Raw genomic sequence first — 13,336 nt, 5'->3', positions numbered from 1 at the left:
TCTATATATGCAGAAGCAATAATAGTATTACTTTATTCAGCCCCAGCGTTATGTAGAACCGTACTTACGTACATTGTGCGTATCATCCAATACCCCTACACTAAGGGTATACTGGCGATTCGTCGTATTGTACGTTCACTATGTACTTTCAACCTGTTGTACTTCAGTGGGCTTAACGCTTTGATAAACCACTAAGTGTATTGCCGCTCAGTATTAATCGTTATATTGTGGCAGGCTAGCGAGTCAATATTCATTAGCATGGCTATAAATAGAGAATTATGGAAGTAGAAAGCAACCAACATATATTTGCGGATGTGAAACGTATTTTAGATGGTCATTCCGCATTATTAGACGCCTACAGTGCATTAGAGCCCATCATTTTAAAAATGTTTGGTGCGCAGCGCATGAGTATTTTTCAAAGGCGGCGTCAACATCAAGACTTGGTTGCGCGATTTAAAACAGGCAAAGAAACGTTAGAAATAAAAGTACCGATTAGCCCGATGTCTATTGCTGGCTATGTTGCGTTATCTCAGCTGCCGTTAAATATTTCTGACCCTTACAACGCACAAGAACTTAAAGAAATTCACCCACGCCTTCGGTTCGCGGATAAGTTCGATAAAGACAACGATTTCAAAACAAACAATATATTGTGTGTGCCTATTCTAAATGCAGGCGTACTGATGGGCGTTATGCAGATTATCAATAAGCAAAACGGAACCTTTAATGATACTGACTTGGAAAGAGCACAGTCGTTAGCATTGGTGCTAGGCGCTAAGTTTCGCTTCGAACTAGGTGGCACAAACAACCCCTTCGATTTGCTTATCCATAAAAAGCTTATAGAGAAGTCGGCGTTAGAAGATATCCAGCGCTCAGCGCCCGACGTCAAAACCGTTGTACAGCGTCTTATGTCGGAGCATCGTGTTCCTGAACAAGAGATTGGCAATTCACTGTCTGTACATTACCAAGTGCCTTTTATCGGCTATTTACCTGACAAATATCACAAGTACGAAAATGACAGCAAGCTCAACTTATCGTATCTAAAACGTAATTACGTGGCCGTTATCGCAGATGTACGCGACAACCCTATTGTACTGATGGCTGAGCCTAACAACGCCGCGCTTTTAATGGAAATTGAAAGTGCAATGGGTATTGATAGCTACGAAATTGCTGTCGGCTTACCTAGCCAGCTTCTACAGTATCTTGGTGAAGGCGGTGGTGGCGGCGCACCAGGTGAAATGAGTGAAATACTCGACGAGATTGGTACGTCTGCAGAAGAAAAAGATGACCAGATTGATGAACTATCAGACGATGCGCCAGCGGTAGTAAGATTGGTAAGTCGAGTGCTGCATGACGCCAAGCGCTTGAATGCGTCTGATATCCATATCGATCCTGAAAAAAATGCCCCTACGCGGGTTCGGATGCGTGTTGATGGCGTTTGTCGTGACATGAGCCAAGTTCCCCATTCACACCACAGTGCTGTAATTGCCCGCATTAAAATAATGTCTAACTTAAATATTGCTGAGAAACGGGTGCCGCAAGATGGAAAACTCGCATTCAAAATGAACGGGCAGTTGGTGGAAGTGCGTGTGGCTACTATTCCCACGGTAGCGGGTGAAGGTGTGGTTATGCGTATACTTGCCTCCGGCGGTGCTATGCCTATCGATAAAATGAACCTTGCCCCACGAAACCGTGAACGCTTAGAGGACATGATAAAGAAACCTCACGGGATTTTATTGGTGGTAGGCCCAACCGGTTCAGGTAAAACCACCACGTTGCATGCCATATTGGGTTACCTCAATACGCCCGAAAAGAAAATATGGACTGCCGAAGACCCAGTAGAAATTACCCAAGCTGGGCTACAGCAAGTGCAAGTTAGCCCGAAGATAGGCTTTACGTTTGCCAATGCACTTCGCGCATTCCTGCGGGCCGACCCTGACATCATTCTTATTGGTGAGATGCGTGATAAAGAAACAGCCCATGCCGGCATAGAAGCCTCGCTGACTGGTCACTTGGTATTATCAACACTACATACTAACTCTGCGCCTGAAACGATTACTCGACTACTTGACCTTGGACTAGACCCTGTTAACTTTTCTGACGCCTGTGTAGGCATATTGGCACAACGATTAGTAAGAACCTTGTGTGGCAATTGTAAGGAAAAGTATATTGCATCTGATACAGACAAAGCGTTTATAGAACGACAATATGGTGCAGAACACATCGGTGAACTAGACCTGCCTTCTCCCCTCATGCTGTATAGAGGAAAAGGGTGTGAAGAATGCGGTAATACAGGCTATAAAGGCCGAACTGGTGTACATGAGCTACTCGGCATGACGCCTGAGCTGCGTTCGTTGGTGTATAAAGAATCTAGTGTTGCACAAATGAAGAAGCAGGCCACGGAAGATGGCATGCGAACACTGGTTCAAGATGCCATATATAAAGTACTAAAAGGCGACACCGATATTGCACAAGTCCAGATAGTAGGGGGCGATTAATCACGACACAATTGTTAACATTCTACGTTTGCCATTAAGACAGTTAACGTCTTTTATAGGGAAATATATCTACACCTTAAGGAAAGGAAACCATGAAAAAGTTTATTGCAACAATGATTGTATCTGTTGGGTTGTTATCTGGCACCAACGCCTACGCTGAAAAAGCGACAAAAGAAAACATATGGAGAAGCGACTATTTACTAATGGTTGAGCAAGGTCTGCATGCGCTTAAAGCAGAACGCTACGAGACAGCCAAAGAAAAACTGATGGAAGCGGCAAAACTCGGTAATAAACAAGCGCAATACTACTTAGCACAAATGTATCTTCAGGGATGGGGTGCCGAACCGGATTACGAAGAGGGTTGGTTATGGCTAAGTGTTGCTATGGAGCAGAAAACAACCGAGTGGAACCGTTCTTACAAACAAATAAAGAGTGCACTTCCTGCTGAGTTCATCACCGCTATGCAACCGTTCGTTGATGAACACATCGCGCTTTATGGTGCTAAAACTCAAGACCTACGTTGTGAAAAACGTGCGGCGATTGGCTCTCATATTAAAATGATTATTTGCGAAAAGCGTTATTATTAGTACTCAAAAATGACCCATTAAAAAAGGCGGCACTTCATTTCACGCGTTGAAGTGTCGCCTTTTTTCTATTACCGATATTTAAAGCGTTATCGCTTTAAATACTCTCTGATCACATAGTGCAATATGCCCCCATGCTCAAAATACGTAAATTCGTTAGACGTATCGATTCTTATGTCCATCATGAACGTACTTTCGTTTCCATCAGTATCGACATAGCTCACCTCAACGTCTTTTTGCCCGCGCGATACCGACGCTATAGAGAAGGTTTCTGTACCTTTGATATTTAAGCTGTCTGCACTATCCCCTGCTTTAAACTGAAGGGGCAAGATACCCATACCAATTAAGTTAGAGCGATGGATTCGCTCATAACTTTCTGCAAGCACCGCGCTCACGCCCATTAATGAAGGCCCCTTAGCAGCCCAGTCACGACTTGACCCCGTGCCATATTCTTTCCCACCAATAACAATAGCGGGTACACCCTCTTCCTTATAGCGCATGGCAGCATGGAAAATAGACATGGAATCCCCGCTAGGGAAATGTGTTGTCGCACTGCCCTTTGTGCCCGGCGCCAATTGATTTTGAAGACGTACATTGGCAAACGTGCCTCGCATCATGACCTCATGGTTTCCTCGGCGAGAACCATACGAGTTAAAATCACTTGGAGATACACCATTTTCCTGCAAATACTCGCCAGCAGGACTGTCTGGTGCAATGGCGCCAGCAGGAGAAATATGGTCTGTCGTTATTGAATCGCCAACCTTAACAAGGCATCTTGCCTTTTCTATTGTTTCTAGCGCTTTTGGCTTTTCTCCCATGTTTTCAAAAAACGGAGGATGTTTAATATAGGTAGAGTCAGGCCAGTCATACACAGACGCATCACTCACGACTAAATCATTCCAAACTCCGCTTCCCTTGAACACATCAGCATACTTTTGTTTAAAAATATCGCCCGTTACATGCTCTGCAATATGGGATTGAATCTCTTCTTCTGTCGGCCATAAGTCTTTTAAGTATACCAACTCACCGTCGTTCCCTTTGCCAAGGGCCTCGGTGGTAATATCGATATTCATATTTCCAGCCAATGCGTATGCCACAACGAGTGGTGGTGAGGCTAAATAATTAGCAGCCACATCTGGATGAATACGACCTTCAAAGTTACGGTTGCCCGATAACACCGACGTGGCGGTCAATTTCGCTTTACGAATAGCATCACTAATTTCGTCAGGTAATGGACCAGAGTTACCGATACATGTGGTACAACCGTACCCCACCAGATTAAAACCAAGCGCTTCTAGCGGATCCATTAACCCAGCGTCTTCTAAATACTGGGTTACCACCTGCGACCCAGGAGCCAGTGATGTTTTCACCCAAGGCTTACGGGTTAACCCTTTCTCTGCTGCCTTCTTGGCTACCAAACCTGCTGCAACCAATACTGATGGATTTGATGTATTGGTACAGCTTGTTATCGCAGCAATAACAATTGCGCCATCTTCTAAGTTAAATTGCTCACCATTAAACGATACATATGAATCATGTTCTTCATCGACCTCGGCAAAATCGCCGCCTTCGGCAACGAAGTCGGTTTCTTCGTCTAACACTTTCACATCAATCTGTGAGCGGTGCCATTCGTTAAATGCACTTGCCGCTGCATCGAGTGCTATGCGGTCTTGTGGTCGTTTAGGCCCTGCGATAGAGGGAACTACATCCCCAAGGTCTAGCGATAATGACTCATGATACTCGGCATCTTTATCGTTATCGTCGTGCCATAATCCGCTTTGCTTCGCATACGCTTCAACAAGCGAGATTTGTTGTTCATCTCTACCGGTTAATCGCAAGTAATCAAGCGCAACGTCGTCAATAGGGAAGATACCGCAGGTAGCACCATATTCTGGTGCCATATTCGCAATAGTAGCTCTGTCGGCCGTTGTAAGGTATTTAAGCCCTGGGCCATAAAACTCAACAAACTTACCCACAACGCCATGGGCACGTAACTGCTGGGTAATGGTAAGCACCATATCAGTTGCTGTTACACCAGCAGGCAAACGCCCAGATAATCTAAAACCAACTACATTTGGTAGCAACATGGTGACTGGCTGGCCAAGCATTGCGGCCTCTGCTTCTATACCGCCAACGCCCCAACCTAGAACACCTAGGCCGTTAATCATTGTGGTATGCGAATCGGTCCCAACGAGCGTATCTGGGTACACCAAGGTGTCGCCATCCACTTCTTTTGTAAAAGCGCATCGAGCCAGGTATTCAAGATTCACTTGGTGAACAATTCCTCGCCCTGGCGGTACAACCTTAAAGTTCTCGAAGTTAGATTGGCCCCATTTGAGGAATTGATAACGCTCTTTATTTCTTTCAATTTCAATATCGGTATTTTTTTCAAGTGCGTTTTCTTGAGCAAAATAGTCGACCATAACGGAGTGATCGATTACTAACTCAACAGGGTTAAGAGGGTTAATCGCTTGCGCATCGCCGCCTAATTTATCAATTGCGTCTCGCATTGCCGCGAGGTCGACGATAGCCGGTACGCCGGTGAAATCCTGAAGAATAACCCGAGCAGGGACAAACGCGACTTCGTGTTCGCTAGGATCCTTGGTATTCCATTGCGCAACATGTTCAATATCTTCGCTTGATACGAAGTCTTCGTTTTCGTGGCGAATAAGATTTTCTAGCAGCACTTTAATGCAAAACGGCAGTCGTTCGAGAGCATATTTGCCCTGAAGCTTGTCGAAACTAATTGCTTGATAGGTCTTTCCGTTTACTTCTAACGATGAAAAAGATTGATATGACATGCGCTCACCATCCTTATTTGCTTTGCGTGAATATGGCAGCTTATGTAACAGGAAAAGCGTTACCTAAGCGAAAGATAACGAAAAAAGGGGCGCAGGCGACTGTGATCCACTTGCACATGTACGCTGGTTTTTCCTAAACACAAACTGCTTGTTGGCAATGTATACGTGCAAAGTATGAAAAAAAGTTCATGTAACGAGGTAAACAAGTTACGTCGTTATTTACATCTTCACATTAACATTTTAGCAACAACCATATTTAAATTAGAAAGGACAAAGAGTATTCTATCGCCTCGGCATTAGTGAGCCGCCCACGGCCTCACTCATTGGTAAAAGAACAATAATTTTAAAAGACGTACTAATGACTCACCCACTGGTTAAAAAGCATGGCCTTATTCCCCACCCTGAGGGCGGTTTCTACAAACAAATTTATAGCGCGACTACACACGTAAGTTCTCCATATCATGGGCAACCTCGCCCTGCAGTAACGCATATTTACTTTCTTTTATTGAAAGGCCAAGTAAGTCGATTTCATCGGGTACTTCACGACGAAATATGGAACCACTATGACGGCGCACCGCTACGGCTATTCCAGTTGCACCAACAGCAACTTTGGGAGCAGCGCATAGGTGGAAAAGAAGATGAGTATGCCTGTGTAGTAGAAGCAGGCCGGTATCAAGCCGCCGAGTCAATGGGCGACTATTCGCTCGTAGGGTGCAGCGTTGCCCCTGGCTTCGACTTTGCAGATTTTAGTTTTATAGAAGAACCTTCCATGAAACACTGGATAGAAGTATCACACCCCGACATGTATCGATTCGTGTAGCACACAATACCGCCATTGATTAGCCTCTTAAAGTTACAGTAATTATTCAATTTCAATGGTACTACCTGCGTATTTCCTGCGTCAGGCGCTGGATTTTTCGCTTCTGATCAACGATGATACATGGCAGTTTTTTCATATACGTCTGAACGTCTATTTGCTAGTCAATCATCAGACTCTTTCACTTTAACGCCGCAGGTAACATTACTATGTATAAACTGGTACTTATTCGTCACGGAGAAAGTCAGTGGAACCTTGAAAACCGTTTCACAGGCTGGCACGACGTAGACTTAACTGACACAGGGGTAGCACAAGCTAAAACCGCCGGTCAGTTACTGAAAGATGCAGGTTTTGAATTCGACCAAGCGTACACGTCTGTATTGCTTCGTGCGATCAAAACACTCAATATTGCACTTGAAGAGATGGGTCAGCACTACTTAGCCGTAGAGCGTCACTGGCGTTTAAATGAGCGTCACTACGGTGCCCTTACTGGTTTGGACAAAGCAGAGACGGCAGCAAAACACGGTGAAGACCAAGTGAAAATTTGGCGTCGTAGTTTCGATATCCCACCACCAGCGGTTGGCGATGATAGCGAACATTTTCCTGGTCACGATAGCCGTTATAGCCATGTTGATGCTGACATTCTTCCTCGCGGAGAAAGCTTAAAACTGACCATTGAACGTGTGCTTCCATATTGGCACGACGTGATTCGCCCTGACATTCAAAACGGCAAGCGCGTGATTATTGCTGCGCACGGTAACAGCCTTCGCGCCCTAGTAAAATACTTAGATGATATGTCTGATGAAGATGTACTGAGCCTAAATATTCCTACTGGTGTTCCACTGGTTTACGAACTAGATGAGAACTTAAAGCCGATTTCTAAGGAATACCTTGGTGATGCAGATGCTATCAAAGCCATGATGGATGCAGTAGCTAAGCAAGGCAAAGCAAAATAAGCGTATCTTCAATACGTGTAAGAAAGGGCTGCTTGGGCATATGTGCAAGCAGCCCTTTTATTTATGGCACACAATAAATGGGAAAAATTGGCAAAGCTTTTCCTAACTCTCTACATTAGCGTAACGCTCTAAGTAATTATGCATGGTGAACACTAATGTCAGATCTAGAAATTACTCGAAAAGTCGCACAGTTTAAATCGGCAAACACGCTGTTAACAGGCCATGGTGCCCTGAGCGCATTACCTGAACACCTTGCTTTACTTGGCGTATCAAGGCCCGCGATTATTACCGATAAAGGGGTAAGTAGCTCTGGCATTTTGCGCTTTGTTACCACCTTACTAGCCGAACCTGCGGTATTAATCATTGATGACATTCCCCCAGAGCCAGAAGTGTCCATCATTGATGTTAAGCGTCGGCAGCTTGCTGAACACAATGTTGATGGCATTATTGCGGTGGGCGGCGGTAGCGCCATTGATAGTGCTAAAGTGTTAGCGGTTACGTACGGGTTTAATGGCGAACTCCATTCGCTTTTTGGTGAAGGCCTTGTGCCTCCCAGAACGCTTCCACTGGTGGCCATTCCAACCACTGCAGGTACTGGGTCGGAAGTGACTAATATTGCGATATTGTCTGATGAAAAAGCGCAGCTAAAAAAAGGTATTGTTAGCCCCTACTTACTACCCGATGTGGCGATTGTCGCCCCAGAGATGACCGTTACATGCCCTTCTCATATTACTGCTGCTAGTGGGGTTGATGCTTTTGTTCATGGCCTTGAAGCTTTTATTTCAGTAAACGCAAGCCCCATTACCGACGCATTGGCAATAAAAGCCATGCGCCTTATTTATCATGCCCTTCCTTTGGCTTATTCAGACGGTAACAATATTGAGGCGCGCGAAGATATGGCGACCGGCAGCCTAATGGCAGGGTTGGCATTTGGTAATGCTGGAGTGGGTGCGGTACATGCTTTGGCTTATCCGTTAGGCGGGCGCTACCATCTATCGCATGGTATGAGTAATGCCGTTATGCTACCGCATGTTATGCGCGTTAATGCGCCTTCATGCGAAGCAAAGCTTCTTGAAGTTGCTGCCGCACTGGGTATAAACAAAACAGATCGCAACGCCACTATTAACGCTTTACTTGATGCTATAGAACAGTTGTGTCGCACGGTAGATATTCCGGCCTCGCTACGGGCGTTTGATATTCCAGAAGAAGATATTACGCAATTGGCAAAAGATGCCAGCAACGTAACGCGGTTATTGCGCAATAACCCAAAGGTACTTAGCGTTGACGACATTGAAGCGATTTATAGAGCAGCATACTAAGACACTACAAACAGCCAAAAGGCTTCATGGCTAGCCAACTACACGTTATTATATTGCTACCATATTGTTGTAGGTGCCCTTTTAATGAACGAATTTTTTAGCGCAATATCGAAAGCACTTAGCCCGTATTACACAGAAATGAGCATAATGCTTATGGCCACCATTCTGGTGGTATATGGCGATATTATAAATGGCCATGCAAAGCGCCTATTAGCGCCATACCATTTCACTATTCGGGTTAGCTTGTTTGTAGTGCTGTGCGCATTTGGCTACGGCGCGCTTACCTTGTACGGTGCACCATTCTTAAAGCATGTTATTGCTTATTTACCGTGGCAGTATCAGGGTGCAGGATTTGTTGCGGCATTTATGATGATTGGCTTTTTAGCTGAGCGACGAAGGTACATTTAGCGTTCTAGGCAATCGCCTATGCCACCGCGCCCCGCTGGTGCTGTTCTACAAACTTCTTGGGCGATACCCCTTTAATACGTTTAAACGTGGTTGAGAAATACGATGCAGTACCAAACCCCACATCTAAACACGCATCAGTCACAGAGGCGCCGCTCAACAGCTGTGGCGTAGCTTTATCCACCCTAAATCGAGTTAGGAACTCACTAAAGTTATATTCAAATAGTTCTGATAGTTTTCTATTCAAGCTTCTCGAGCTCATCAACATCGCTTTGGCCGCTTTATCTCGGTTAAACGATTCATCTTTATAGTGATTTTCCAGCACGGAAATAAAATTGAGATAGAAAGACATATCCTTTTCAAGAACCAGTTCTGGGATGATAAGGCTTTTAGGAGTCCGGCTGACTTCATTCTCGATAGGCGCTTCAGATAAACTATCGCGCAACGATAACTGATGTGAAATTCTAAGAAGAAGTTCTTCATTTGATACTGGTTTAGTTAAGAAACAATCAACCTTCTTAGCGAGCGCTTTTCGTTTTTCTCTCTTATCAGAACATGCTGTTAATATAATAACAGGCATATTTTCATTTAGTTTTCTTACTTCGTCGGTAAGCGATAAACCGTCCATTGGTGACATCATTAAGTCACTAATAACTAAATCGATATCGTATGCACGCAAAAGTGCTAATGCCTGTTTACCATTACTTGCGACTAAGCACCTATATTTATTCGTAAGTAACGCAAAGAGATAAGACCGAAACTCACGGTTGTCCTCAACAATAAGCAGCGTTTTTCGCTCTGCCCATTTCTGTAAGGCTTCGTCGGCAGTTTCGATTTCGTTTATAAATGCTACGTCATCAACCGGCAGCTTTACGACAAATTTTGCACCGTTACCAGGCGCGCTTTCTACTGTAATGTTCCCTTGATTAAGCTTTACCAAACTCTTTACTAGCGACAACCCTATTCCTGCGCCCTCTTCATCTCCAGCATGAGCGCGCTTGAATCGTTCAAATATAGTATCGTGAGATTCTAGAGCAATACCTTCTCCTTTGTCTGAGACAGAAATTTTTAATGCCTTGTCATCACATGACGCTGATACCACAATGACGCTATGTTCAGGGCTATATTTAACCGCGTTTTCTACTAAATTACTGACTATCTTCTCTAAGCTATCGGTGATCAGAGGTATAGTTTGATTACCGCGTAGTTTAACATCGACTGTTTGACGCTTTTGATGGGCCAAGGGTTCTAAGCTGGTAATAATTTGTCTGAGATCATTCAGGCTGTAGTTTTTATAAAGCGCGCTTTTATCTTCTATCGAAGGGCCTGTTGCATTCATTTGAGCAACTAATTGTTTAATACGTTTTGCGTTTTGGTCTAATGAACCCCACGCTTCTGATATTGAAGCCTTGTCTGATTTGCTCGATTCCAGTGTTCCTAACATTATTTGTACAGGTGTTCGCATTTCATGGACGAGATCTCGTATATGCCGTTCTCTACTGCGCAGCATTTTTTCAAATTTTGATTGTCCATCAGTAAGTTCATAACGCGTTACCCAAGCGTAAAAAGGGTGTTTATGCATTCGTAATACTAGGGGTTGAAAGTAGCCGCGTTTAAAAGCGACTATTATCGTGATAACTAATAAAAAGTACGCTAACCAAGCAATATCGGTTAAGTAAAAAGGAGGAGATATATACAATAAAACCGTACTTATCGGTTGGCTATTATCATCACTGGCGACTCTTGTTTGCAACTCGTACTGCCCAATGCCTATATCTGAGAATAGAAGCGTTGCATAAGACTCAGGATGGGTTTTCCAAGCATCGTCGTGACCTAATAACCGGTATTGAAGCCTTTGCTTATCATTGTTTAAGAGGCTTGTAGAACTCATACTAACTGTGAGATTTTTTACATAACCTCTTATATTAAATGCATGTCCTTGAATATCTGAAAATAATTGCGTCGATAGGTCGTCAGAATCTAACCAACTCAACATTTTGAATTGCACGTGTGACTTTCTTTGACGCTCAGCATTTAGGGCTGCCAACATGCGCTTTTCATTTATAAGATAAGTATACTTGTCACCTAAAATAACTATCTTATTGTCTATTTTAAAAATACCTCCATATTCAAAGTCTCTATCTACAACTCCAACTCTGCCTGCTACATCAAAGCTTACGTCATTTTCGTGGTCATAAACAAAAAGGCCTGAATTTGTAGAAACCCATACATTACCTTCTGCGCTAACTAAAGCACCTCTTATAAACTTTACATGTTGTAGATTGAATGGAATAACATCAGTTAACTGTTGGCTATTTAGATCTAATCCTATTAAGCCACTCCCTGTAGTGCATAGGAATAAACGCCCAGAATACTCAAACATACAGGTTATGCCCTGCCAACCCTCTTCATTTTGGCTTATGCTCTTCCATTTAACTCTCGATAGTTGAATATGTAGCACATCAAATTCGTCGTAAGAAACAAGCTCACCTGTAGATAGCAGTAAAGTATTTACAATATTTTGGGGGGCGGGTATTCGATCAATTACTTTTTTATCAGAAACTAAGTAATACCAAGCCGCTTCAACATCATCAAAATAAGCGTAAAACTGTTTATCACTTATCTTAACGATATGACTGTTATTACGTGAGCAGTATACGTTAGCAATGCCACTTTCGATAACGAGTGATTCAAAAAGTAACGACTCAGCAGTAACACAAGATGAGCTATAACTATTATCTTTTACGATTGATAATTGACCAGAATTGGACGTTAAGCCAAATAGCCCATGTGTTGTTGCAACAAGCGCATTTCCTTCACTAAAAAGTCCAAAATCTATAATATTTTTCGTGAAGGGTTCATTTTCATGATGTATTAAGTTTATGGATTTATGGCCTTCTGAAATCGCCATCAAACCTTGCTGAGAAGATGCAATGAGGACCTCTCCATTTGGCATACTATTAATGACAGCAACGTTTTTGATATCATCTGACGTAAGAACTGGGTTCATAAATGACATGAGAGTGATTGTGTCGTCAATCAGACGATAAACGCCCCCAGCGGCGATCCATAACTCTCCATCTGCCGTTTTGTGTATGTCTTCTATCGGAGTCGTTATTCTTAGCTCATCTGAATAATTTATAAATGTTGGGGAGCTGTTTTTCAATGACCAATTATACATGCCAGTGTCACCAGCAAAGAAATTGCCCCCATCTATAGAAAAAATGGAAGTAACATAATTGAGTTCGGGGAAATATTCTTCAATGGAATAAACGTCAAAGCTTTTGCCATCTGGTTTTATCGATATAAACCGATTATGCGAACTGACTAAAAACTCTCCGGTAATCGTCAACGCCAAGGAATAAACATTGAGCAACTTTCCAGGCCCTAAATCGGACAACCAACTAACTTGCGATAACGTCTCTTTCTCAAAAAGAAGAACGCCATTTATAACCGATAACATAATATGGTCTTCAGACATTTCTATCGTCCATGAATCTGAAGATTCTTTAACGTCAGAAAATAATTGCTCTGAATTATGAGTGTTAATATCTAACCTAAAAACACCCACTGAATACTCAACTATCCATAGAAAACCATCTGGATCATAATGTATATCTGAGATGAGCCCCGAATTAGCATCACTGCTCTTGTAATTGAGTTTACTTGCTGTGCCGCCGACAAATTCGAACACACCATTTTCAGAGGCGATGTAAATAGTGTCACCGATTGTCTCTATATCTTTGATGACTCCCGTAGAAACATTATCAAATTCGGTTTTTTCCTTTAAAGAAAAGTCGGAGGCGTAAGAAAAATAACTGAAAAAAAGGCCAAAAAGACCTAAAATTGAGCCAATGATAGCAGGCAGTCCATACCTACAATAAAGTGTCCTTTTCGTCATATCCTTTTGACCTTAACTCTTTTAATTTTAAGACGCTAATTAAGCAAACAATCAAATT

At 43.1% G+C, this 13,336-nt stretch carries 8 protein-coding genes; 6 read left to right on the top strand and 2 right to left on the bottom strand.

Annotation, left to right across the window (positions count from 1 at the left end; genetic code table 11):
• The first annotated feature begins 278 nt into the window (after positions 1–278).
• Together AC27EZ_RS07750 and AC27EZ_RS07745 are read left to right on the top strand one after the other, a co-directional pair.
• Complete coding sequence (locus tag AC27EZ_RS07750; RefSeq protein WP_487134791.1) at positions 279–2,495, top strand: ATPase, T2SS/T4P/T4SS family; 2,217 nt, start codon at positions 279–281, stop codon at positions 2,493–2,495.
• Positions 2,496–2,587: 92 nt separating this feature from the next.
• Positions 2,588–3,082: an SEL1-like repeat protein gene (locus AC27EZ_RS07745; protein WP_487134790.1), complete on the top strand. Its 495-nt coding sequence runs from the start codon at positions 2,588–2,590 to the stop codon at positions 3,080–3,082.
• An 86-nt stretch (positions 3,083–3,168) separates the two neighbouring features.
• On the opposite strand, the gene acnA is transcribed toward AC27EZ_RS07745, so the two are convergent.
• Entirely contained in the window at positions 3,169–5,880 is a 2,712-nt protein-coding gene (gene acnA / locus AC27EZ_RS07740) for an aconitate hydratase AcnA (RefSeq protein WP_487134789.1), read from the bottom strand.
• 358 nt (positions 5,881–6,238) lie between these two features.
• Between acnA and AC27EZ_RS07735 the strand changes: the two genes are divergently transcribed.
• The 4 genes from AC27EZ_RS07735 to AC27EZ_RS07720 all read left to right on the top strand — a co-directional run bounded on the left by AC27EZ_RS07735 (position 6,239) and on the right by AC27EZ_RS07720 (position 9,380).
• Positions 6,239–6,700 carry a cupin domain-containing protein gene (locus tag AC27EZ_RS07735; protein WP_487134788.1) on the top strand — a complete coding sequence of 154 codons (462 nt, stop codon included), beginning with the start codon at positions 6,239–6,241 and terminating at the stop codon, positions 6,698–6,700.
• 206 nt (positions 6,701–6,906) lie between these two features.
• The gene (gene gpmA / locus AC27EZ_RS07730; protein WP_487134787.1) at positions 6,907–7,653 is read left to right on the top strand and encodes a 2,3-diphosphoglycerate-dependent phosphoglycerate mutase; all 747 of its coding nucleotides are present in this window, start codon (positions 6,907–6,909) and stop codon (positions 7,651–7,653) included.
• Between the two features lie 155 nt (positions 7,654–7,808).
• Positions 7,809–8,972, top strand: coding sequence for an iron-containing alcohol dehydrogenase (locus AC27EZ_RS07725; protein WP_487134786.1), 1,164 nt, complete (start codon positions 7,809–7,811; stop codon positions 8,970–8,972).
• Positions 8,973–9,056: 84 nt separating this feature from the next.
• Positions 9,057–9,380 carry a DUF3392 family protein gene (locus AC27EZ_RS07720; protein WP_487134785.1) on the top strand — a complete coding sequence of 108 codons (324 nt, stop codon included), beginning with the start codon at positions 9,057–9,059 and terminating at the stop codon, positions 9,378–9,380.
• A gap of 16 nt (positions 9,381–9,396) precedes the next feature.
• On the opposite strand, the gene AC27EZ_RS07715 is transcribed toward AC27EZ_RS07720, so the two are convergent.
• Positions 9,397–13,278 carry an ATP-binding protein gene (locus AC27EZ_RS07715; protein ID WP_487134784.1) on the bottom strand — a complete coding sequence of 1,294 codons (3,882 nt, stop codon included), beginning with the start codon at positions 13,276–13,278 and terminating at the stop codon, positions 9,397–9,399.
• Positions 13,279–13,336 lie beyond the last annotated feature (58 nt).

The sequence above is a fragment of the Alteromonas sp. 4NH20-0056 genome, assembly GCF_057539655.1.
This window is presented reverse-complemented; position numbering and strand designations above follow the sequence as displayed.

What these genes read in the sequence shown, in the direction of transcription:
- AC27EZ_RS07720 (WP_487134785.1), top strand. Translation starts at nt 9,057, where the DNA reads ATGAACGAATTTTTTAGCGCAATATCGAAAGCACTTAGCCCGTATTAC.
- AC27EZ_RS07750 (WP_487134791.1), top strand. Translation starts at nt 279, where the DNA reads ATGGAAGTAGAAAGCAACCAACATATATTTGCGGATGTGAAACGTATT.
- AC27EZ_RS07735 (WP_487134788.1), top strand. Translation starts at nt 6,239, where the DNA reads ATGACTCACCCACTGGTTAAAAAGCATGGCCTTATTCCCCACCCTGAG.
- gpmA (WP_487134787.1), top strand. Translation starts at nt 6,907, where the DNA reads ATGTATAAACTGGTACTTATTCGTCACGGAGAAAGTCAGTGGAACCTT.
- AC27EZ_RS07715 (WP_487134784.1), bottom strand. Translation starts at nt 13,278, where the DNA reads ATGACGAAAAGGACACTTTATTGTAGGTATGGACTGCCTGCTATCATT.
- AC27EZ_RS07745 (WP_487134790.1), top strand. Translation starts at nt 2,588, where the DNA reads ATGAAAAAGTTTATTGCAACAATGATTGTATCTGTTGGGTTGTTATCT.
- AC27EZ_RS07725 (WP_487134786.1), top strand. Translation starts at nt 7,809, where the DNA reads ATGTCAGATCTAGAAATTACTCGAAAAGTCGCACAGTTTAAATCGGCA.
- acnA (WP_487134789.1), bottom strand. Translation starts at nt 5,880, where the DNA reads ATGTCATATCAATCTTTTTCATCGTTAGAAGTAAACGGAAAGACCTAT.